Genomic DNA, 22,985 nt, shown 5'->3' on the forward strand with positions numbered 1-22,985 from the left:
CTCAGGGCCATAGAACAGTTTTAACCCATTTTCAATTAATCAATTTGGATAGATAATTTTGTTGTTTTACTTCGACTCGGTGCTCGGGAATAGTGAATTCAACAGCCCAACGAATTAAAATTACAGGATAAATAATAACAATGATGCATAGCGCAAAATTAACTGCCGTCGCCGCGTTACTGGGTATTTCATCGCTGGCAAACGCCGCGAGTTCCGGTATCGATTTAGTGGCAAATGAAACCCCAATCAACACCCCTGCAAGTCCAGAAGCGGTGGCCAAAATACCGACAAATTTCAAATTCGTTAATCCTGGTTATTTAACCGTCGCCGTAGCGGTATTGGGCAGCGCGCCGCCGTTTGGCCTGTTTGCCCGCGACAACAAAACCGTCATCGGCAGTGAGTCTGATATTGCCCGCCTGGTGGCCGATGGTCTCGGTTTGAAACTTAAACTGGTTCCGGCCTCGTGGGAAGACTGGCCGCTGGGTGTGACCTCTGGCAAATACGACGCCGCGACCTACAACATTACAGTGACCAAGGATCGTAAAACCAAATTCGACTTCGCCACCTATCGCCAGGACACGCTGGGCTTCTATGTGAAATCCACCAGCAGCATTACCTCCATAAAATCGGCACCCGATATTGCCGGTAAACGCATCATCGTAGGCTCCGGCACCAATCAGGAGTCCGTACTGTTAGCCTGGGACAAAGAGAATCAGGCCAAAGGTCTGAAAGCCTTTACGCCAATTTATGTGACTGACGACGCGGCTTCAACGCTGGCATTGCAGTCAGGACGCGCTGACGCCACCTTCGGACCTAACGTCTCGGCGGCCTATAAAGCCAAATTGACCGGCACCACCAAATTGGTCGGTATCGTTCCTGGCGGCTGGCCAAAAACCGCCAACATCGCCGTGACATTGAAAAAAGGCAATGGACTGGTCGATGCGGTTCAGGCTTCACTTAACAGCGCAATCGCCAACGGCAGCTATCTGAAAGTGTTAGACCGCTGGGGCGAGAGCGTCGAGAAGATTGACCATTCAGAGATTAACCCGCCGGGCCTCGGCGACTGATTGCAGGAAAGAACCTATGAGCCAGGATAAATTCATACACACGCAGCCTGAGGATCCGCTTATCGTGCCGGTCATCGAAGGTCTGTTTGGTGAATACCGCGCCCGCTACGGCAACATTTTTGGTAATCGCAAAGAGGCGGATGCGATAGGTGCCTACGGTCCACCGGACGGCGTGTTTATTGTCCTGCTTCGCGAGGGGCGCCCAATTGCCATGGGCGCTTATAAACGCTACGACGACAGCACCGCCGAGTTCAAACGCATCTGGACCGACTCTGCGCTACGTCGTCAGGGATTGGCGCAAAAAGTGGTGCTGGAACTTGAGCGATTGGCACAGGCGCAGGGCTATACTCGGGTGTTTCTGACCACCGGATTCCGTCAACCGGAGGCGGTTAATCTTTATCTGTCGCTGGGGTATGAACCGCAGTTTGATACCACCGTCGACAGAGAAACCCTGCTCCAACCTCCTTACAACGGCAGTTTGCCGTTTATTAAACCTTTGATCCCGGCGGTTGCCGCCGTTGTTGCAAACGTCAGCAGTGAAAATCTGACGGAGAAAGCCTATGACTGACCTAAGTCGTCGACCGACCCCTTCTGCCCCTTTGAAGGTCGTACCCGCCCGTTATCCACTGCGCCTGCTGGGCGCAGTTTTCGCCATTTTTATCCTGTTGGGACTGGTGGAATCCATCGCCACTAACCCGCGTTGGGACTGGGGCGTATTTCGCCAATACTTCTTTGAACCGGTGATCCTTTCTGGATTAGCCAGAACCTTGCTGCTTACCCTGTTGGGGACCGTATTTGGTATTATTTTCGGCACCTTGTTGGCGCTGGCCCGTTTATCAAAATCCTATTTATTAAACTCACTGGCGTGGGGCTACATCTGGCTATTCCGCTCGCTTCCTCTGCTGCTGGTGCTGATCGTTCTTTATAACTTCTCTTACCTCTATGACAACCTGTCAATTGGCATTCCATTTACTCATATCGAGTTCTTCAAACACCCGACAGTTGACCTTCTCGACCAGTTTACCGTCGCCGTGCTGGGCCTTTCACTGGTGCAGTCAGCCTACACCGCCGAAATTATTCGCGGTGGCATCGTCGGCGTAGAACAGGGGCAACATGAAGCGGCAGCCGCGCTGGGATTACCCTCTTATCGCCGCACCTTCCGCATTATTTTGCCGCAGGCACTGCGGGCGATTATTCCCACCGGATTTAATGAGGTGATCGGTCTCGCCAAAGGGACAGCGATTGTTTACGTCATCTCGATGCCAGAACTGTTTTATACCGTGCAGATCCTCTACAACCGCACTCAACAGGTGATTCCACTGCTGATGGTGGCCACCGTTTGGTATCTGGTTATCACCACCGTACTCTCCGTTTTTCAATATTACGTTGAACGTTATTTCGCTCGCGGTACTACACGTCAGGTTGCCCTGACTCCCCTGCAACGCCTGCTGCAATGGCGCGCATCACGACCTTAAACAGGAGCAAGAATTATGTCAGAAGCCTTTGATCTCTTTGTTAATCGTCCGGCGCCCATCGCGCCGCAACCTATTAATCCTCTCGGCCGCCGGGCGCAAAATGCCGGACGCATTGAAATCAGCAATCTCAGTAAATCTTACGGCATCTTCAAGGCGCTAAATGATGTCAGCCTGACCATCGAACCCGGCACCGTGACGGTAATTTTAGGGCCGTCAGGATCCGGTAAATCCACCCTTTTACGCACCATCAATCATCTTGAACGGGTTGACGAAGGCTTTATTCAAATCGACGGCGAATACGTAGGCTATCGTCGCAAGGGCCATAAACTTTACGAACTTAAAGAAAAGGCCATTCTGAAACAGCGTATTAACTGCGGCTATGTTTTCCAAAACTTTAACCTGTTTCCACACATGACCGTGCTGGACAACATTATTGAGGCACCTATCGTTCACGGTTTGCTTAATCGCAAACAGGCCATTGAACGTGCCTATGAGCTCCTCGATACCGTGGGTCTGCGCGAGAAGGCCAATGCCTGGCCGCGCCACCTTTCAGGCGGACAGCAGCAGCGCATTGCCATCGCCCGCGCACTGGCGCTTAATCCAAAAGTGATGCTATTTGACGAACCGACCTCCGCACTCGACCCCGAACTGGTGGGTGAAGTGTTGGACGTGATTAAAAAGCTGGCAGAATCCGGCGTCACACTGGTGGTAGTCACCCATGAAATTGGTTTTGCGCGACAGGTTGCCGACCGTGTGGTGTTTATGGTTGACGGTGCTATCGTTGAAACCGGCAGCGCGGCTCAGGTGCTTGATAATCCTCGCCACCACCGCACACGTCGCTTTTTGGAAAAAGTGTTATAGCCCCAAAAACAGGGTTAATACCGCTGCATAAATACAGTCCAGACGCTCTATTTCTCGGCTTGAAAGGCCCGTCGGTCTTTCAAGCCGAGAATTTCAAAAAACGCTGACATCAAATCAACGTCCTGAATAAAGTCCTCGAGCTAAACGGCCTTCCTGGCGCAGACAACGGTATACTGTTTGTCTGCAGGGATAAAAACAGACGGCTGGAGAAAGGCTCTTAACTCATGACAATGGCAGCAAAGGGCGTTTTCCGCTCTCTTCGACTTTTCAACTATCGCGTTTGGGCAGCAGGCTCGCTGGTGTCTAATATTGGAACCTGGATGCAGCGCACCGCGCAGGACTGGCTGGTGCTCACTCAGCTCACCCATCATAATGCCTCCGCGGTGGGGATAGTGATGGCACTGCAGTTTGGCCCGCAGTTGCTGCTCCTGCCTTGGACCGGGTTCGCCGCTGACCACTTTAATCAGCGCAAACTGTTAATGGCAACCCAGGCGACCATGGGAACGCTGGCCATTTTGTTAGGGATATTAACCGTCACCAGTGTCGTTCAACTGTGGCACGTCTATATATTTGCCTTCCTGTTTGGCTGTGTGTCGGCTTTCGATGCGCCCGTGCGGCAGACCTTTGTGGCTGAACTGGTGGGCGATGCAGACCTCTCCAATGCCGTCGCGCTTAACTCCACCTCATTTAATGCCGCCAGAATGGTTGGACCCGCGATTGCCGGACTGACCATTGCCTCGATAGGCACCGGCTGGGCGTTTATGGTGAACGGCGTCAGTTTTATTGCCGTATTGATTTCGCTCTCGCTGTTTCGTACTCATGAGCTGCACCCCAATGCCCGCGCTCACCGCAAACGCGGAAGTTTTACCGAAGGGTTTCGCTATGTCTGGAACAGGCCCGATTTAAAAGCCTCGATGATCATGCTGTTTTTAATTGGCACCTTTGGGCTGAATTACCCGATCTTTCTTTCAACCATGGCGGTTGGAGTCTTTCATACCGATGCGCGCGGTTACGGCATGCTTTCCACCTTTATGGCGATGGGCACCATTTCAGGCGCGCTGATGGCAGCCGGACGAGAACGCCCAAGGTTTAATCTCATGATCGTCGGCTCCGCCGTTTTTGGCATCGGCGGCGTCCTGGCGGCCCTTGCGCCCAACTATTGGCTGTTTGCCGCCTCGCTGATCATTATTGGCGTCGCTGCGCTGACGTTTATGAATACCAGCAGCAGCCTGATGCAGCTTTCAACCGAACCGGCGATGCGCGGACGCGTGATGGCGCTGCGAGTCGGCGTGGCATTGGGTGGAACCCCCATTGGTGCGCCGATTGTGGGATGGATTGCCGACAACTTTGGCCCTCGCTGGTCGATGGGCGTGGGTGCTGCCTCAGGGTTTCTGGCGGCGATAGTAGGCATTTATGCACTGATGCAGCAGAAAAAAAATCCACGGCAGATTATCTAAACAGCCTATTCGGGAAACACACCCTTGAAGCTGGTTTTTTTCCTCGGCTCGGTCATTAACGCCTCAAGCGCTTCAACGCAGGCCAGATAATGCGGCGTTTGCTTGTGGGCATTGACCGCTTCGAGGTCACGATAGGCTTCATAAATATAAAAGCGCGTGGCGACATCATTGTCTTGTAAAACGTCGAAACGCAAATTTCCCGGCTCCCCCAATGCACCAAGATGGTTCAACTTAAACACCCGCAAAAACTCATCCACGCTGTCGGCCTTAACGTTAATTTCAACCATCGTGACTTCCATCTTTTTATTCCTTATTCGTTTACCCGCTGTATCGGCATACAACGAGTTTAGCCAATGCACTTCCTGCGCAGAGGGGTTGTTAAAGGAAATGCAAGACACATCACAATTACCAAACTTAACCGCTTAGATATTTGTTATCACAGCGAAATAGCGCCCACTATTGATCCATCACCTCGCCCGCCGAATATTAAAATAAAGAGAAGATGACTATGAGTTCACTGACAGCTTCATCCACCACGGCGTCTTATCTTATGGCTCTGGATGCCGGAACCGGCAGCATTCGTGCGGTCATTTTCTCTTTGGAGGGGCAGCAAATCGCCGTCGGCCAGGCCGAATGGCAGCACAACCCTGTTTCAGACGTGCCGGGTTCAATGGAATTCGATCTGCATAAAAACTGGCAACTCACCTGCCAATGTATTCGTCAGGCGCTGGCTCTGGCTCATCTTCCCGCCTCGGCCATTGCCGCCGTAGCGGCCTGCTCAATGCGTGAAGGCATTGTGCTTTATGATAAAAGCGGTGAGCCGATTTGGGCTTGCGCCAACGTTGACTCCCGCGCCAGCCGCGAAGTGAGTGAACTTAAAGAGATCCATCAGGGCGAGTTCGAACGCGAAGCGTATCTGCATTCTGGCCAAACGCTGGCGCTGGGTGCCATGCCGCGCCTGCTGTGGTTAGCGCATCATCGTCCGGATATTTATCGCCAGGCGGCTACCTTGACCATGATAAGCGATTGGCTGGCCTACAGGCTGACCGGCGAGCTGGCGGTTGACCCCTCCAATGCGGGCACTACCGGCATGCTGAGCCTCGAAACTCGCCGCTGGCACCCCGAATTGCTCGAACTGGCGGGCCTGCGTGCCGATATTTTGTCTCCGGTACTTGAAACCGGTACTCGGCTTGGCAGCATCAGCGCCGGCAGTGCCGAAGAGTGTGGACTGCAGGCCGGAACACCGGTGGGTATGGGGGGTGGCGACGTGCAGCTTGGGTCACTCGGGTTAGGACTGGTTCACCCTGGGCAAACGGCAGTATTAGGCGGTACTTTCTGGCAGCAGGTGGTAAATTTGCCTCGTCCGATCACCGACCCCGAGATGAATATTCGCATTAACCCGCACGTAATCCCCGGCATGGCACAGGCAGAATGCATTAGCTTCTTCACCGGACTGACCATGCGCTGGTTCCGCGACGCCTTTTGCTCTGAGGAGAAATTACTGGCCGAACGGCTGGGCGTTGACACCTATAGCCTGCTTGAAGATATGGCCGCACGCGTGCCGGTTGGCTCATGGGGCGTGATGCCGATTTTTTCCGACGCGATGCATTTTAAAAGCTGGTACCACGCCGCGCCGTCGTTTATTAATCTGTCAATCGATCCACTTAAGTGCAATAAACAGACCTTGTTTAGGGCACTGGAGGAGAATGCAGCCATCGTGTCGGCCTGTAATCTGGAACTTATCGCCGGATTTTCAGGGGTGAATGCGCCATCGCTGGTGTTTGCAGGCGGGGGTTCCAAGGGAACGCTGTGGAGTCAGATACTGAGCGACGTCACCGGCAAGCCGGTTAAGGTGCCTCAGGTTAAAGAGGCCACAGCGCTAGGATGTGCCATTGCGGCGGGGGTTGCCGCAGGGTTGTATCAATCACTGGCCGAAACGGGCGAGGCGCTGGTGCGTTGGGAGCGGGAATATCAGCCAAACTCAGAAAATCATCAGCAATATATCAGTCAAAAGGCCAACTGGCAGGCGGTTTACGCCGACCAGTTAACGCTGGTAGACAGCGGCTTGACCACTTCAATGTGGAAAGCGCCGGGTCTGTGAATCACCCTACGGCCAGCAGCGGACGCACGTCTTCTCGCTCGCGGCTATCAGCCACCAGTGACAGCAGAATTTTTTGTACCGCCTGCGCAGGCTGCGACAGTGGCAGATGGTCTGAAATGCACAGTGAAAGTGGCGCCTGAATAGACGGGCTGCTGATGCATGACATCCAGGCATTGGCCGGCCCGATGATCGCACGAGCGGCGGATTCAGGTAAAATCGTAGCACCGAGACCGCTGGCAATCGCCGCCGTTAAGGTCCCGGCAGACTCAATTTCACCAATCACTTTCGCTGAAAGCCTTCTTAAGGTCATGGCATCGTCCACCAACTTGCGCAGCACGTCATGGGTGCGCGGCAGGAAGAGATTAAGCTTGGCAACGTCTGAAAGCTCGATGTACTTACCCGGGTTGGGCACGCTGTTGGTCGCCACCAGATAAAGGTCCTCTTTCATCAACGGCACAAACGACAGGCCCTGAATCGCCTTATTGCCGTAAAGCACAGCCATATCCATGCGACCGTTGACCGTCTGGTCGGTCAGTTCACTGCCAAAATTCTCGTTGAGATACAACAAAATACCGGGATGCTGTTCACGCACAGCCTGTAGCAACGGCAACGCCAGCAGTGAGGCCGCTGTTCCTGGTGCCATGCCGACCGACACCTGACCGTTTAGCGCCATACCTGCGCAGTTAACCGCGCTGTGGGCCTGTTCGCACTGGCGTAAAATCGTCTGCGCATGGGCATAAAGAATATTTCCCGCTTCAGTCGGCGTCACCCCACGCTTAGTCCGAATCAAAAGCTGCTGCTTCAATTCTCCCTCTAGCGTAGCCAACTGCTGACTCAGGGCCGGTTGAGCGATATGCAACACATCTGCAGCCTGCGTGAGACTGCCGATATCGACGATTTTCACGAAGTACTTTAAGCGTCTGAGATTCATCTCTGTCTCCATCGAACCTGGTGGTGGTATTAACCGAATGAAATAGGGTCACCCCTAACTAAAGCAAAATTTCTTTATCATAATTTCCGCGAATGAGTTATTCGTCGAAACCTGAGATTTAACAAAGCAAGATCAAGGCCAATCAGGCTGTTAGGAAATAAACTCAGCAAAAAAATCAGGCTAATCACCTATAAAATAAGAAAAAACGATGAGTAATAAGTAAGAAATGGAATAGCGAGGAAAGCATTATTGATAAAACATCCAGTATCTTTGCACCAACATAATGCAAACTTATGACTTTAGGAAAAAAGAAAGCGGCCGCAGCTGAAAAGCTTCCGGCCGCTGAGTCAATGCTAAAGATCAAACGGAAGGGATCATGCCGCCATCAACGCGAACAACCGAGCCGGTCATGTAGGAAGCCTGTCGGCTAGCGAGAAACGCCGCGACCGCGCCGTACTCTTCGGGTTCACCATAGCGGCCTAACGGGATGGTTGCTGCACTTTTGCGCGCCACATCTTCAACCGAAATACCTTCACGCCCTGCTCGCGCTTCATCAAGCTGGCCTAAACGCTTGGTTGAAATGCGCCCCGGCAGAATAATGTTAACGGTGATGCCCTCACTGGCTACTTCGCCAGCCAAGGTTTTCGACCAGCCAACCAGTGCCATACGCAGGGTATTCGACATGCCGAGATTAGCGATGGGGGTCACAACGCCGGAAGAGGTGCTGGTAATAATCCGCCCCCACCCCAGACTGCGCATATCAGGCAATACTTTGTCGGTTAATAGAATCAGCGAACTTACCATGGTAGCAAACTGCATGGCCCAGGTTTCTGGCGCAACGCCGCTGGCCTTCGACGGTGGCGGCCCACCGGAATTATTTACCAGAATCCCCACCGGGCCAAGATACTGATGAATCCCCGCCAGCACTTGGTCAAATTTTTCGGGCTGCGTTAAATCCAACACAAAAGCCATGGCACGACCGCCCTCCGCTTTGATTGTCTCTACGGTTTCGTTCAAAGCCGCTTCTGTGCGGCCACACACTGCCACCACCGCGCCTTCCGCGGCCAATGACAGCGCCATTGCGCGTCCTAGCCCGCCGCCTGCCCCGCTGACCAGCGCAACGCGGCCTCTAATTCCAAAATCCATCACAACCCTCTTTCGTTAGATTTACTGACTTTATTCAAAACCATCTGATAAGCGGACTGCAGGTGTAGACGCATCATTTCGGCCGCGTCGGCCTGCCTTTCTTCAAGCACCGCATCAATGATGGCAACGTGTTCCTGACACCACTCACGCACGCGCTGTTTGTTGGTATAGCTGCCAAATTCCAGCAGGCGGCGCAGGCGGTTCTGCTGCTGAATCGCCTGTAAAACAAAAATATTTCCGCTGAATTCGGCCAGCAACTCGTGAAAGTTTGCGTCAGTTTCAAAAATTTGCCGACCGTCCACGTTGAGAATATCTGGATGATCAATCAGATAAATATGCTGCAGACGCAGTCGCTTAAGCGCACTTTTATCGGCGCGAAAGTTGGGGGAGATAAGGCCGCCAGGCTCTATCATCAGCCGGAATCCGTAGCCGTTACTGAGTGCCACATCGCTGTTTAGCGTGGGTAAAAAAGACCAGCCATGCCCTTTATTGCGGGCGATCAGCCCGTCTTCGGACAGGCGCAGCAGTGTTCGCGACATCACGCCTCGATCGGCGTCATAGCGCTGGGAAATTTCGATTTGGGTCAGGGAATCGGGGAGCTTTCCAGCGATGCGGTCTTTGACCAACTGCTCATATAACTCCTGATCACTGCTGGTCGGGATATCGATGCTGATACGCTGCAGTTCGTCGTAGGCCTTTAGCAGGAAAAATCCCTGATTACGGCGTGCTTCGATAATCTCTAATTCACACAGTAACTTGAGCGCAGCGCGCACCGGCGTGCGAGAAACCCCGGCCATGTCGGCTAATTGTTGCTCACGCAAATGATGGCCTGGCTCAAATTTTGCTTCTCGGATCAGGTCGAGGATTTGGTTAGCCAGACGCCTTCCGCTGGCGGTTGCTGTTTGTGTCATGAAAGCAGGCACCTAAAGTATTTATTGCAATGAATATACAATATCACAGCATTCTTGCTGGGTGAAGCCTGAGCGATAATCCCCTAAATCGTGCAATAACGCACCATAAAAGAGCCTTGACTCACGAACTTAATTGTATTTAATGATACACAAAGAGCAATCCTGCTCATGAGAAGATGGAGTCTGTCATGCTGAAAAAAACTTTTTTGCGTCGATATACCACCCTGTCTCTGGCTGCCCTTTGCCTGAGTTTTCCGTTGGTCAGTCAAGCGGCCTTGCCGTCGTTAGTCACTCCGGGTGAGCTGACTTACGGGACCGCTGCGACCTTCATGCCGTTTGAATTTATCAAAGACGGCAAGCTGAGTGGATTTGATATCGATTTAATTACCGCCCTGTCAAAAAAGCTGTCGCTTAAACCTGCGCCGATGTCTATGGAGTTTAAGGGATTGATCCCTGCGCTGCAGGGCAAGCGCCTCGATATTATTAACTCTGCGATGTACATCAATCCTGCCCGCGCCGAGCAGGTGGATTTTGTGCCTTACCTCAAAATCGGCAGCCGCGTGATTGTTTCCAAGGGAAATCCTGAAAAAATAACCGGCCGCGACCTGTCTCTATGTGGCAAAAATATCGCCGTCACCCTCGGCGGCATTGAAGAGAGTCAGGCCCGCACCGACAATCAGAAATGTCTCGACGCCAAAAAACCGACCCTCACTGTACTGACCTTCCCATCCGCGACTGACTCTGCCGTTGCCGTTGCACAGAAACGTGCCGACGCAGAATACCTTTCCACCCCCGGTGCCGTTGCGCTGCTGAGTGAAAAAGGCGACACCTTCGAAACTACCGGCCCCGAGTTTGAAGCCGAGACTCATATCGGCTTTGCCGTACGTAAAGGCGATACCGAGATGAAATCACTGTTGGAAAGCGGGCTTAAAGACCTCGTCGCCGACGGCAGCTACCAGAAACTGATTCAAAAATGGCAGTTTCCGGCTTCGGTATCGATTTTCTAATGTTTTATTTTGTCCGTTTTATTGTTGCACCAGAGGCAGCGTGGCAAACAGTTTGTCCGCTGACCGATAGCCGTTTTTGCACGTTTCGCTCCCTGACATTGAGGAAAAATCATGTCTGTTGATCTGGTTTGGCAATACCTATTGTCACCGGCGTTCTTTCAGGGCGCAGTAATGACCCTGCTAATCACAGTCTGTTCGCTGTTTTTAGGCATCGTCACTGGCTTGATACTGGCTTTACTTCAGGAGTCCCGCTTTAAGGCGGGCCCTATTTTAGCCTTCTTCTATTTATGGTTATTTCGCGGCACGCCGGTGCTGTTTCAAATCATCTTTGTTTATAACGTGCTGCCAAGCTTTGGCCTGCGCTTTTCAGCCTTTACCTGTGCGGTGATGGCGCTCTCACTCAACGAAGGTGCTTACATGGCCGAAATCCTGCGCTCCGGGCTGCAGGCGGTGAGAAGCGGACAGCGCACGGCAGGCATGGCGCTGGGCATGACCCAAGGTCAGATCATGCGCAAAATTGTGTTGCCCCAGGCGGCGCGCATTATTCTGCCTCCAATGGGTAACCAGATGATAAGCATGCTGAAATCCAGTGCTCTGGTGTCGGTGATAGCCGTACAGGAACTGCTGTTGATAGCCAACCAGACGGCCAGCGCCAGCTTTCGTTATTTTGAAGCGCTGTGTGCCGCCGGCATCTATTACCTCGCGCTGACCACCCTGTTCATGATTGGACAAGCCTGGCTCGAGCGTGCACTGGACCCGAAAAAGCGCAAGAAGCCCGCACTGTCATTGACTGAACGGCTGCTGCGCAGCAGCTCGTCTCACTAACTCGCCAACCCCTAGGGAAAACAGATGAAAACTGAAAAGCCCCTGCTGGAAATCATCGGCGTCGATAAACACTTCGGCAGCCAGCACGTGTTGAAGAACTGCACGCTGAGCGTGGCGCAGGGTGAAACGGTGGTGCTGATCGGGCCATCCGGTTCGGGAAAATCCACCCTGTTGCGCTGCGTTAACCTGCTCGAAACCATTGAAGGCGGCAGCATCTTTTTCCGCCAGAGCGACATCACCAAGGCCGGTGTCGAGCCACACCGTTTACGCCAGGATATTGGCATGGTGTTCCAGAGTTATGAGCTTTTCTCACACCTCACGGCGGCGGAAAACATCATGCTCGCGCCAATGACGGTGCTCGGCGTGAGTCGCGCCGAGGCACAGACACAGGCTCTTGAGTTGCTCGACAAAGTGCGTATTCCTGACAAGGCGGACAGCTTCCCTGACGAACTGTCTGGCGGCCAGCAGCAGCGTGTGGCCATCGCACGTGCGCTGGCAATGAAGCCAAAACTGATGCTATTCGACGAACCGACTTCAGCGCTTGACCCCGAAATGATCCGCGAAGTGGTTGACGTCATGGCCGACCTCAGCGCCGAAGGCATGACCAGCATTGTGGTCACCCATGAAATGGGCTTTGCCCGTCGCGCCGCCAACCACATCGTATTTATGGAAAACGGCGAAATTATTGAATATGCAACCAGCGATAAATTCTTCGGGGGAGAAGTGAGCCAAAGAGCACAACGCTTCCTCGACCAGATTTTGCACTGAGTTATTTTTTCTATGCGCCTCACCAGGGGCATTTTCAGGAGAAATTGATGAAAAACCTATCACCCGATATCGACAGAATGAAGCATGACCTCGCGGCACTCGTGGCTATCAATACCGAGAACCCACCAGGCCGCGAGCGCGAAGCCGCAGAACTTATCAGCGTTTGGCTAAAAGAGGCTGGTTTTGATTTAACGCTCAGCGAATATGAACCGGGACGCACCAACGTCATTGCCCGCCTGGAAAATGGCGTGGGTCCGTGCTTTGCCTTCAACACGCACATTGACGTCGTGCCAGCAGGTACCGGCTGGAGTCAGGATCCGTTCACCCTCACCGAGCGCGACGGCAAACTATTTGGCCGCGGTTCTTGCGATGCTAAAGGGCCGTTGGTGGCAATGATTGAAGCCATGCGTATGCTCGCCGCCGCCCCTGAAAGCTGGTCTGGCACGCTGATGGGTATTTTCGTTGCCGATGAAGAGGTCGCCAGCGAAGGCGCCAAATTTTATGTGCGCGAAGCACCAGCCAAAATTGACTATGCGGTTATCGGCGAACCCACGTCAAACACCACCTATTCGGCGCATAAAGGCAGTCTTCGGCCATTGGTTCGCGTTCACGGCGTTACCGCTCACTCCGGCACGCCTGAACTGGGTGAAAATGCCATTTTCCGCGCGGCACAGCTTTTAGGTCTGGTGGAACAACAGCACGAACACACTGTGCGCTGTCGTTGCCATCCACTGGTGGGTTCGGCCAGCCTGACCGTCACACGCATCTCGGGCGGTCACGCCGACAACGTGCTGCCCGACAGCTGCGAGCTGCTGCTCGACCGCCGCATGGTACCGGGAGAAGACGAAGAGCAGGTCAAACAAGAGCTGCGTGACCTGCTGACGCTGGCGCATGAAAAATTCGGCGTGCGCAGTGAAATTATCACCTTCAAACCCACTACGGGTGGCGCAACCGAAACTGCCGTTGATGAAGCCATTGTACAGGCCGGTCTTGAAGCCTGCCGCGCTCAGGGCATGGAAGAACCCGGTCCGTTCGGATTCCAGGGTGGCTGTGACCTGGTGCATTTTCGCAGCCTTGGCACCAAGGGCATTGTTATCGGGCCGGGATCGCTTTCGGTCGCGCACAAGCCCGATGAATTTGTTCCGCTGGACGAGTTCATTGCCGCCGGTGATATCTACCGCGATGTCGCTCTGAAAATGATGACGCGAGGATAATCCGGTGAAAGCCACGCTCTATCGCGCCGACCTGCGCTACCCGCATCTGCAACTTTATACCGCCTCGTCCGGCAGCATTGCCGGATTGGACGAGCTGTATCTGCTGCTTGAGGAGAAATCCGTCAGCGGGCTGGGTGAGGTGCGCATTAACATTGCCTACCTCAACGGTTACAGCGCCGAAATAGTGCTCTGCGACGTGATGCGAACTCTTCGTACACTCGATTTAGATCAGTCTGCGAGCCATTTACTGCTTACGCTTGAGACGCAGCTTGTCTCAAGCCTTGCCCCCACGCGCATGCTCTTAGACATGGCACTGCATGACCTGATTGCCCGTCAAAACGGCTGCAGCGTGGCGAGACTGGTCGGCTCTGATTTCCCAGAGCCGGTTTCTTACGCCACTAACCAGACGCTGTTTTGGAGCTCACAAGATCACATGCTAAGTCAGGCCAGCGCCTACATGGAACGCGGCTTTACCCATCTTAAACTTAGGGTGGGGATAGGCTCGCTGGCGGAGGATATTGATCGTATGACTGCCCTTCGTCGCCGCTTTGGCCATGAGGTTCACCTCTCGGCCGATGCTAACGGCCAGTGGCAGCCGGAGCAGGCACGCAGCAATTTGCTGGCGCTGCAAAAGTTTGAATTGAGCTATCTCGAGCAGCCCATTTCGGACGCCAATGCGCATCTCTATCCCACGCTTGCCGCCGCCAGTCCGATACCGCTGATGCTTGATGAAAGCATGAGCTCCGAGGCCGATCTGGCGCGTATTTTGGCGATGGAGGGGAAAGTCTGGGCGCACATCAAGCTGGTGAAGATGGGCGGGATTGCCCCATCGGTTCGCGCAGCACGTCGGCTCAGCGCCGCCGGTATTCCTTTTATGATTGGGCAAATGAACGAAGGTGCAGCAGCCACGGCGGCGGCGCTGCACGTAGCCCACGCCTGCCAACCTGCCCATGCCGAACTTTATGGCGCCGATGGCCTCGCCAACGATCCAGTGCTGGGGCTGACCTATTCCCAGGGTCTGGTGAACTGCGTTGACACCGGAGGGTTAGGCATCACCTTTGATCCATTACAGGCCGAACTTATTCAAACCTTTTCTTCTTAAAAACCTGATTTAAATCTGAGAGCGAGAGTGAATCATGCATAAAACAGAATTGCCAGACCTTGGACGGGTGGTACCGGGTGCAGAGTCCGCGTTTGCGGAGGCCGAATATTCGCTGCGTATTGCGCGTGCACGCCAATTGCTGACCGAGGCGGGTCTGGACCTGATGGTTATCACGGGTCCCGAAAACATTTTTTACCTGACCGGACAACAAACGCCGGGTTATTACACCTTTCAAACGTTGGTGCTGCCGGTTGAAGGCGAACCGGTGTTTGTTATTCGCCAACTCGAATACTTTAACTTTATTTCCAACACCTTTATCCGCGATGCGGCTATCTATACCGATGGTGATAATCCGGTCAACTTCCTGCTCGAAGTATTAAAAACCCGCGGCTGGACGAAAAAGCGCATCGGTATCGACAAGCGTGGCTGGTTCTTGCCGATTGCAGTATACGAGGCGCTGCAGGCCGAGCTGGGCACGATCCACGACGCTGCCGGCGTAATTGAACGACTGCGCGCCGTGAAGTCAGTCGCCGAGCTGGAGAAAATGGCCTTCGCCGCCCGCTACGTTGACGCCGGCATGCTCGCCGGTCGCAACGCCATCGCCGCAGGTGCCAGCGAAAATGATCTGGTTTCCGCCATGATGGGTGCGGCGATTGCCGCTGGCTCAGAATATATGGGGATGGAACCGCTGGTGTCGAGCGGTCCGCGCACCGGTATACCGCACGGCACTTGGCGACGTCGTCGCATTCTCGACGGTGACCCTATTTTCCTTGAAATGGCAGCGACCCACGACCGCTACCACGCCGCGCTAATGCGCTCTGCCTGGCTGGGTAACCCCCCCGCCGTGGCGCTGGAAATGGAAAAAACCTGTCAGGAGGCGTTGCAGGCGGCACTTGATGCGATTCGTCCCGGCGCAACCTGTGAAGCCCCGCACCTCGCCTGCCAGAAAGTGATCGACAAAGCGGGTTATACCGACAATTTTAAAAAACGCACCGGTTACTCGATTGGGATCTCTTTCGCTCCCGACTGGGGCGAGGGAGCCATTCTCAGTCTTTACAGCGGTATTACTACCGAACTGCAGCCGGGCATGACCTTCCATATTCCTCCCGCACTGCGAATTTATGGCGAGTTCACCGTGGGCGTGAGTGAAACCATCGTGGTGACCGACACTGGCTATCGAATTTTAGGCTCTGTCGAACGTCCGCTCTCTTTACTCGAGTAAAGAATGCGTTAGCTAAGAACAGTCTTCGTTTAGAAAGGAAATATTCAATGAAAGATATCAGTGAAAGTCAGGCGCGGCTGCGCGGAATTTTTAATATTACCGTGACCCCTTTTACCGCCAACGGCGAGTTCGACTTTGCCGGTTTGGCCCGCAACGTCGAGCGCGTGATTGAGCTAGGCTACGACGGCATTTTGATTGGCGGCACCTACGGCGAGTTTCCCACCATGACCACCGAAGAGCGCGCCGTGCTGTTTCGCAACGTGATGGACGTCGTTGGCGACCGCGTTCCGGTGATGCTGTGCAGCGCAGGCTCAGACACCCGCGTCGTCGGCGAGTTAACCACGCTGGCGGGCGAACTCGGCGGCCTGCCAATGGTCACGCCACCCTTCGTTTCAGAAGTGACTAATGCGCAGATCGTCAGTTTTTTCAAGAAGATGGCTCCGCTGTCTCGCACCGGCATTCTGGTTTATAACGCGCCCGGCATTGGCATTACTCTGCCGCCGGTAGTGCTGGAGGAGCTGGCCGATATTGAAGGTGTGGTTGGTATTAAGCAGGGCGACCTGAATCCGACGGCTATCGATCAAATTGCCAATCGCCTTGGTGGTCGTCTGCGTCTGTTTTGTGCCTCAGATCTGGCCTTTCTTGGCCCCATGATGTGCGGTTTTGACGGCATCAGCACCACCAACAGCGGCGCCCTGCCCGAACTGATTCTGGCAACTTATCGAGCTTTGGAAAACGGCGACGCCAATACCGCACGCGAACTGCACCAACTGTGGTATCCGTATCGCGCACTGGCACGCCGCCACGGCCAGCCGCAGGTGGTGAAAGCCGCCATGAACCTGCGCGGTTTCGACGGTCATCACGTGCGTTCGCCGCTTAACGACCTTCAGGGCGACGTTATCGAAGAAGTGAAGAGCGAGCTGCTGAGACTAGCAGCCGATAGCCGTTGTGGCGTTACGCTGAAATAAGCTGCTCGCTGTAGAATCACTCCTCTGAGGCCCTCTTGTTGTAAAGAGGGCATTTTTAGTTACTTATTGGCTGCGGCTTTCAGGAACGCACTGATTAACGGATGTGGCCGTTCAGCGGCCGAGGTTAGCTCCGGGTGCCCCTGCACGCCGACATAAAACGGATGCGCAGCATATTCTATTCCATCCGCAATCGTGCCACTGCGGTCAGTGCCAGACACGGTTAATCCGTAGCTTTGCAAATTGGTTTTAAACTGTGGGTTTAGCTGAAAGCGGTGGTTATAGCGCACCGTTGCCTCTTCACCCAACAAGGAGGCAAGCTGGGAATCACTGCACATTTTCATTACGTCGTCGCCCAGTCGGTGCTGCGGATGTCCTGACGTTTGAGCAAGCGGCACAAACGTCTTGAGCGGTGCCAGCGGGTCAGCCTCCGCCAGATTGGCCTGCGTGTTGCCCAACATTTGCTGAATAACCGCCGTCGCCATGGTTTGCATCCCCAGACACAGCCCAAGCACGGGAAGCTCATGCTGTAGGCAGTAGTGTGCAACGCGAATTTGCCCGGCAACGTTTAGCATGTCAGAACCGCCCGGCATCAGTACGCCATCGACATCCTGCAGCGTGCCTAATAATACGTTTTCAGGCGCACGCGGCGGAATAAACACCGTTTCAACGGCCATGCCCAGCGCCTCGGCTGCGTCACCCAATGCCGCTAGCGTCGCGGGATAACTGCCCAACTGGTCAGAGTAAGTGCCGATCAGCGCAATCCGCAATCGGCGAGCGCCCGGCATTGGCGGCGTGCGATGGCCTGCGGTAAAGCGCCCGAAACTGTCGCGCCACCAAAGCCCCTGACCGCTGCTGCCGCGCCCTAATTGATAGCCCTGCGCTACCCGTTCAACTTCTACTAACTGATATTCAACCGAATAGTCTCTGACTGCGCGTGCCAGTTTGGTAAAAGATTCAAGCTGGGATGGCCCAAGAGGAATAACCCAGTCTTTTCCACCGTGCAGGCTGAGGAGGTCGTCAAGCTGCCACACCTTCCCCGCTGATTTTCCACTAAGGCGTTCATACCACAGCAGTCCGCTGGAGACTAATTCACCCTCCGCGGTCACATGCTGGCAGGCGTCGGCATAGCGCTGCTTGTTCCAGTCAACCGGTAGATGAGCTAAACCCACGCCTCGCTGACAGGCAAGTACCGACGCCATTGCGCCATATAGCGCGGGCTCCGGGGTGTTATGTGCAACGAACGTTAATGTCATTTTTTACTTAACCTGATGAAAAAAAATAGTATTAACAGTGATTTTCTGCGAAATCTCTGCCACGACGCCGACAAAATTCTCAGCGAAAGCTGAAGAAAGCATGAGCAATCTTCTAAAAGCCATGATAATTTAAATTGGTTTATTTGATACAAAAAATACAATATTGCTTCAATCTTACAAAAGGGTGAAAGATGTCAGCTGAATTTACTGCGCCAAGAATGCGACGTGTTCGACCATCACCGACGGCGGTTATTTCTGATCGAGTGCGCGCACTGTCTGATGCCGGCGTGGATGTCATCAATCTTGGAGAAGGAGAACTTGATTTCGACACGCCGGAACACATCAAACAGGCAGGCATCGCCGCCATTGTACAAGGTGACACAAAATACACCGCAGTCGCCGGTACAGCAGCACTGAAGCAGGCCATTATCAGTAAATTCTCCCGTGAAAACCAACTTGGCTACCAGCCTAATGAAGTTATCGCCGGGAGTGGTGCAAAACAGCTAATTTTTAACGCACTTCTGGCAACCGTTTCAACAGGAAAAGAAGTTATTATTCCCGCGCCCTACTGGGTTTCCTATCCCGATATGGTGTCCCTGGCCGACGGCGAGCCGCGTATCGTGCCCTGTACCGAAGAAAACGGTTGGAAACTGCAGGCTGCCGACCTCGCTGCCGCCATTATCCCCGCGACCCGCTGGCTGATTCTGAATTCACCCAATAACCCGACCGGTGCCGTTTACAGTGCTGAAGAGCTGCGTGCGTTGGCCGACGTACTCCTTGCAGAGCCGCACGTGTTAATCATGGCCGATGATATTTATGAACACATTTGCCACCCGCCAGCACAGTTTGTGACGCTGGCTCAGGTTGAGCCACGCCTGAACGACCGCATTCTGACGGTAAACGGTGTGTCGAAGGGCTATTCAATGACCGGCTGGCGGATTGGCTATGCCGGAGGTCCGGCCTGGCTGATTTCATCAATGCAAGTCTTGCAGTCTCAGAGCACCTCCAACGCGAGCTCCATCTCTCAGGCCGCGACAGTGGTTGCGCTTGAGCAAGACAATGGCTTCCTGGCCGAATGGCGCGCAATTCTGGATACTCGACGTCAAAAGATGATGGCCTGCATCGCACAAATAGACGGCCTGAGCGCCGACCTGCCGCCCGGTGCGTTCTATGTCTTCGCCAACTGTACGGGGATGTTGGGTAAAACCACGCCGAAAGGGTTAACTATCGGCAGCGACGTAGATTTCGTTGAATATCTTCTGGACGCGGCGCACGTCGCTACGCTGCAGGGTTCAGCGTTTGGGGCATCGCCCTATCTGCGCATCGCCTATGCCATTGACGACGAGCGGCTTGACGAGGCCTGCGCGCGGATTATTCACGCCTGCGCGGCACTCTCGTGACCGCTACAGCAGCTTAGTGCGTATAGAAACGGTGGAAGCCGCATTTTGTGATGATAGGTGTTATTAAACATTATTAAACGTACTTTTTGGCTCAAATCTCAACAACTTGAACAAAGTACCAGCAGTCGCGCACAAATTTGCAGATGCCCTTTGACATGCACCACGGCAGTCGTTATTATTCGCCCCGTTCAAACGATTCCTCTGTAGTTCAGTCGGTAGAACGGCGGACTGTTAATCCGTATGTCACTGGTTCGAGTCCAGTCAGAGGAGCCATATTTATGTTTTCATGCATCTTCACGAATCCTTATACGTTTTAGATTCAACGAGTTAGTGTGAAAAGTCTTCCCGATGCATTTTCATTTCCCCCTCCGCATCGGGCAAGATTGGTGGTCTGATTTGGGGTCATTTCAGTTCGATTATGGAGTGACCACCATATGTCTCTGAACGACACTAAAATCCGCAGTCTCAAGCCTTCTGAAAAACCTTTCAAAGTTTCCGATTCTCATGGCCTGTACCTTTTGGTCAATCCCGGCGGTTCACGTCTCTGGTATCTCAAATATCGTATCAATGGTAAAGAATCCCGGCTTAGCTTAGGGGCTTATCCCGAAGTTTCTCTAGCTAATGCTCGGCAGCAACGTGATGGCATACGTAAGCTGCTTGCGCAGAATATCAATCCAGCCCAGCAACGTATCGCAGAGAAAGCTGCCCGCTCACCGGAAAAATCCTTTAAACACGTTGCAATGAGCTGGCATAAAAGCAACCGAACATGGTCAGAGAACCACGCTATCCGTCTACTTGCCAGCATGAACAATCACATCTTCCCTGTGATTGGACACTTGCCGGTAGCTGAACTGAAACCTCGTCACTTTATCGACCTGCTAAAAGGCATTGAGCAAAAAGGTCTGCTGGAAGTCGCAGCACGTACCCGGCAGCATATGTGCAACATTATGCGACATGCAGTTCATCAGGGGATTATTGAGAGCAATCCGGCGGCGAATCTGGACGGTTTAATCGCCGCTCCCGTTAAACGCCACCACCCAGCCCTTCCACTGGAGCGACTGCCAGAACTTTTAACTCGAGTTGTGGACTACCAGCAAGGACGAAAATTAACCCGCCTGGCAGTATCGCTTACTCTGCACCTGTTCATCCGTTCCAGCGAACTGCGTTTCGCCCGTTGGTCTGAGATCGATTTCAAAAACAGAATTTGGACCATTCCTGCCACTCGAGAGGCCATCCCTGGTGTCCGCTACTCTGGTCGTGGTGCAAAAATGCGCACTCCACATATTGTTCCACTCTCCCGTCAGGCCATCACCATCCTGAAACAAATACGGGACATCTCCGGTCACCAGGTGCTGTTATTCCCCGGAGATCACAATCCGTATAAACCTATGTGTGAAAACACGGTCAACAAGGCACTGCGCCTGATGGGCTATGACACAAAAGATGAAATCTGCGGTCACGGGTTTCGGGCAATGGCCTGTAGTGCCCTTATGGAGTCTGGCCTATGGGCACAGGATGCTGTTGAAAGGCAGATGAGTCACCAAGAACGTAACAGCGTTCGAGCGGCATACATCCATAAAGCAGAATATCTCGATGCCCGTAAAGCGATGATGCAGTGGTGGTCGGATTACCTGGATATGTGCCGGAAAGCGTATGTGCCGCCTTATATTTGTGGGAAGGAAATCAGTTACACAATGAGATAGCCCTTCTGACAAAATAAACCTCAAAAAAAGCCGTATCAGTCTGTACTGGTACGGCATATTTCTGGCGTGTAATGAATGCGAGTTCTTCGTTTCATGGCAACGTCCCCCTTCTTTAAGGATAACGTTGCATCGACCCGTTGAACTCACAGCACGGAGCGGACAAATGCAGGGCACTGGAGGTCGGCTCTGAACGAGGAGCTGAAGTTGATGTTCAACATTTAGACATATAGGTACGTATAGAACCTTTCAAATTACATGAATGAAGACCCGAGAATGGGGAATGGAACATAATTACAGTATGGTTTGCATATTCCCCAAAAAAGCTTCATGGCAGACCGTAATGAGGATGTGCATTCTTGTCGATAGTTCAAAAGATTACTCAGAATTCCTTTGGACACTGCCTGTGAAGGTGTGATATTTATAATATAGTATATGTGAAGGAGGGAATATGGAGAGCTATACATTTGAATTAAAAAATAATGTATTTGGATACTTTCAAAAGGAAGGTAATGATTGCTTTATATATATTGACGCCGGACCTTATTCTAAGGTTAATTATCATCAATGGAGTCACTGGCTGCGAGGGGAAAATAACTATAATGAGACATATCCGGATGCAATCGATAATGACCAAGTATCAAAAGCGATTGGTTATTTTTCTTGGAACCAAGCTTATGACTACTGCCCATATTATCCAATAGTCATTAATCTTTCCCAAAAAACTGAAAGTGGTACATTCTCCCCTCGAATAAACCGAGGAGAACCCAATCTATTCAGTCATCATTATGCCAACACTCAAATGCTTGACGAAATTCGAGCCTTTAGTAATATCTGTAACTCATTAAATGAATTATTTAATCATATAGATCCTGACACCCTTAACTTAAATTGTTTTGGAAGTAAAATAAGAGAGATTTTAATTATTGCATGTACTGAAGTTGAATATTTGCTTCAAAACTTCCTTGTAGATAACAAGTACCCTTCCACTACCCGATTTAGCACCAATGATTATATTAAGTCTCTAAGCCTTCTAAAATTAAATAACTATTCAACAAAGCTCGTTTTCTATCCACAATTGCAAGAATGGTCTCCTTTTAGCGATTGGGATGTTACACACCCGACTGTAAGTTTAGTTTGGTATGATGCATATAATGCTGTTAAACATAACCGTGGTGTTAACAGACAGAAAGCATCACTTAAAACCGTAATCGATGCTGTTGCTGCAATTCATATTTTACTCGAGGCACAATATGGACAAGAAATATTCAACAGCCCCACGCAGTCTAATTTTTATAGTATTTTCAAAACAGTTCAACACCCTATTTTTTCAGTAGATGAACTTCAATGCCCAATAATGAGTCAATCTGAGATATTATGGAATCATAAACAATATTTATTTCTACAAAGCGATATTCATGCTTTGGCCGCAACGGTTAGATGCGGCTAACGTCAGGTCAACTCACAGTGAAAAGTGGAACTAAAGCTGGGATACTTACACGAACATCGAGATATCTGGAGCACAGCGGCTGCGCGCAAGTTTGGTTGCGCTGTTGACTCCGTAAGGCTAATGTTTG

21 protein-coding genes and 1 tRNA gene are annotated in these 22,985 nt (G+C 52.5%); 17 read left to right on the top strand and 5 right to left on the bottom strand.

Annotated features, from left to right (window positions below; genetic code table 11):
* Positions 1-140: 140 nt before the first annotated feature.
* The 5 genes from GA565_RS15635 to GA565_RS15655 all read left to right on the top strand — a co-directional run bounded on the left by GA565_RS15635 (position 141) and on the right by GA565_RS15655 (position 4,860).
* A complete protein-coding gene (locus tag GA565_RS15635) occupies positions 141-1,067 on the top strand; it encodes a transporter substrate-binding domain-containing protein (protein ID WP_152199237.1) in 927 nt (308 codons plus the stop codon).
* Positions 1,068-1,083: 16 nt separating this feature from the next.
* Positions 1,084-1,635, top strand: a complete 552-nt coding sequence (locus GA565_RS15640) for a GNAT family N-acetyltransferase (protein ID WP_152199238.1) — start codon at positions 1,084-1,086, stop codon at positions 1,633-1,635.
* A complete protein-coding gene (locus tag GA565_RS15645) occupies positions 1,628-2,542 on the top strand; it encodes an amino acid ABC transporter permease (RefSeq protein WP_152199239.1) in 915 nt (304 codons plus the stop codon). The genes GA565_RS15640 and GA565_RS15645 overlap by 8 nt, the downstream gene beginning before the upstream one ends.
* A 15-nt stretch (positions 2,543-2,557) precedes the next feature.
* Positions 2,558-3,403 carry an amino acid ABC transporter ATP-binding protein gene (locus GA565_RS15650; RefSeq protein WP_226950977.1) on the top strand — a complete coding sequence of 282 codons (846 nt, stop codon included), beginning with the start codon at positions 2,558-2,560 and terminating at the stop codon, positions 3,401-3,403.
* Positions 3,404-3,627: 224 nt separating this feature from the next.
* Positions 3,628-4,860 carry an MFS transporter gene (locus GA565_RS15655; RefSeq protein WP_152199240.1) on the top strand — a complete coding sequence of 411 codons (1,233 nt, stop codon included), beginning with the start codon at positions 3,628-3,630 and terminating at the stop codon, positions 4,858-4,860.
* 5 nt (positions 4,861-4,865) lie between these two features.
* Here GA565_RS15655 and lsrG read toward each other — a convergent pair whose 3' ends face one another.
* A complete protein-coding gene (gene lsrG, locus GA565_RS15660) occupies positions 4,866-5,159 on the bottom strand; it encodes a (4S)-4-hydroxy-5-phosphonooxypentane-2,3-dione isomerase (protein WP_152199241.1) in 294 nt (97 codons plus the stop codon).
* 209 nt (positions 5,160-5,368) lie between these two features.
* On the opposite strand from lsrG, the gene lsrK reads away from it, so the two are divergent.
* Positions 5,369-6,961: an autoinducer-2 kinase gene (gene lsrK / locus GA565_RS15665; RefSeq protein WP_152199242.1), complete on the top strand. Its 1,593-nt coding sequence runs from the start codon at positions 5,369-5,371 to the stop codon at positions 6,959-6,961.
* A gap of 1 nt (position 6,962) precedes the next feature.
* Here lsrK and nac read toward each other — a convergent pair whose 3' ends face one another.
* From nac to GA565_RS15680, 3 genes are all read right to left on the bottom strand, one after another.
* A complete protein-coding gene (gene nac / locus GA565_RS15670; RefSeq protein ID WP_152199243.1) occupies positions 6,963-7,892 on the bottom strand; it encodes a nitrogen assimilation transcriptional regulator NAC in 930 nt (309 codons plus the stop codon).
* Positions 7,893-8,252: 360 nt separating this feature from the next.
* Positions 8,253-9,038 carry an SDR family oxidoreductase gene (locus tag GA565_RS15675; RefSeq protein WP_152199244.1) on the bottom strand — a complete coding sequence of 262 codons (786 nt, stop codon included), beginning with the start codon at positions 9,036-9,038 and terminating at the stop codon, positions 8,253-8,255.
* Positions 9,038-9,949, bottom strand: a complete 912-nt coding sequence (locus GA565_RS15680; protein ID WP_152199245.1) for a GntR family transcriptional regulator — start codon at positions 9,947-9,949, stop codon at positions 9,038-9,040. The genes GA565_RS15675 and GA565_RS15680 overlap by 1 nt, the downstream gene beginning before the upstream one ends.
* Positions 9,950-10,137: 188 nt before the next feature.
* On the opposite strand from GA565_RS15680, the gene GA565_RS15685 reads away from it, so the two are divergent.
* From GA565_RS15685 to GA565_RS15715, 7 genes are all read left to right on the top strand, one after another.
* Complete coding sequence (locus GA565_RS15685; protein ID WP_152199246.1) at positions 10,138-10,956, top strand: ABC transporter substrate-binding protein; 819 nt, start codon at positions 10,138-10,140, stop codon at positions 10,954-10,956.
* A 111-nt stretch (positions 10,957-11,067) separates the two neighbouring features.
* Entirely contained in the window at positions 11,068-11,781 is a 714-nt protein-coding gene (locus GA565_RS15690) for an amino acid ABC transporter permease (protein WP_152199247.1), read from the top strand.
* 24 nt (positions 11,782-11,805) lie between these two features.
* Entirely contained in the window at positions 11,806-12,549 is a 744-nt protein-coding gene (locus tag GA565_RS15695) for an amino acid ABC transporter ATP-binding protein (protein ID WP_152199248.1), read from the top strand.
* 47 nt (positions 12,550-12,596) lie between these two features.
* On the top strand, positions 12,597-13,763 hold the full coding sequence (locus tag GA565_RS15700) for a M20 family metallopeptidase (RefSeq protein ID WP_152199249.1): 1,167 nt from the start codon (positions 12,597-12,599) through the stop codon (positions 13,761-13,763).
* A 4-nt stretch (positions 13,764-13,767) separates the two neighbouring features.
* Positions 13,768-14,865 carry a mandelate racemase/muconate lactonizing enzyme family protein gene (locus GA565_RS15705; protein WP_152199250.1) on the top strand — a complete coding sequence of 366 codons (1,098 nt, stop codon included), beginning with the start codon at positions 13,768-13,770 and terminating at the stop codon, positions 14,863-14,865.
* A gap of 34 nt (positions 14,866-14,899) precedes the next feature.
* Entirely contained in the window at positions 14,900-16,087 is a 1,188-nt protein-coding gene (locus GA565_RS15710) for a Xaa-Pro peptidase family protein (protein ID WP_152199251.1), read from the top strand.
* Between the two features lie 47 nt (positions 16,088-16,134).
* Positions 16,135-17,055, top strand: coding sequence for a dihydrodipicolinate synthase family protein (locus GA565_RS15715; protein ID WP_152199252.1), 921 nt, complete (start codon positions 16,135-16,137; stop codon positions 17,053-17,055).
* A 59-nt stretch (positions 17,056-17,114) separates the two neighbouring features.
* On the opposite strand, the gene GA565_RS15720 is transcribed toward GA565_RS15715, so the two are convergent.
* Positions 17,115-18,308, bottom strand: a complete 1,194-nt coding sequence (locus GA565_RS15720) for a gamma-glutamyl-gamma-aminobutyrate hydrolase family protein (protein ID WP_193311921.1) — start codon at positions 18,306-18,308, stop codon at positions 17,115-17,117.
* Between the two features lie 191 nt (positions 18,309-18,499).
* Here GA565_RS15720 and GA565_RS15725 point away from each other — a divergent pair, with 191 nt between their 5' ends.
* From GA565_RS15725 to GA565_RS15740, 4 genes are all read left to right on the top strand, one after another.
* On the top strand, positions 18,500-19,708 hold the full coding sequence (locus tag GA565_RS15725) for an aminotransferase class I/II-fold pyridoxal phosphate-dependent enzyme (RefSeq protein ID WP_152199253.1): 1,209 nt from the start codon (positions 18,500-18,502) through the stop codon (positions 19,706-19,708).
* Positions 19,709-19,905: 197 nt separating this feature from the next.
* Positions 19,906-19,981: transfer RNA gene (locus tag GA565_RS15730), tRNA-Asn, on the top strand.
* A 161-nt stretch (positions 19,982-20,142) separates the two neighbouring features.
* Entirely contained in the window at positions 20,143-21,411 is a 1,269-nt protein-coding gene (locus GA565_RS15735) for an integrase arm-type DNA-binding domain-containing protein (RefSeq protein WP_152199254.1), read from the top strand.
* 448 nt (positions 21,412-21,859) lie between these two features.
* Positions 21,860-22,858: a hypothetical protein gene (locus GA565_RS15740; RefSeq protein ID WP_152199255.1), complete on the top strand. Its 999-nt coding sequence runs from the start codon at positions 21,860-21,862 to the stop codon at positions 22,856-22,858.
* Positions 22,859-22,985: the final 127 nt, after the last annotated feature.

The sequence above is a fragment of the Rouxiella sp. S1S-2 genome (genome assembly GCF_009208105.1).
Taxonomy (GTDB): domain Bacteria; phylum Pseudomonadota; class Gammaproteobacteria; order Enterobacterales; family Enterobacteriaceae; genus Rouxiella.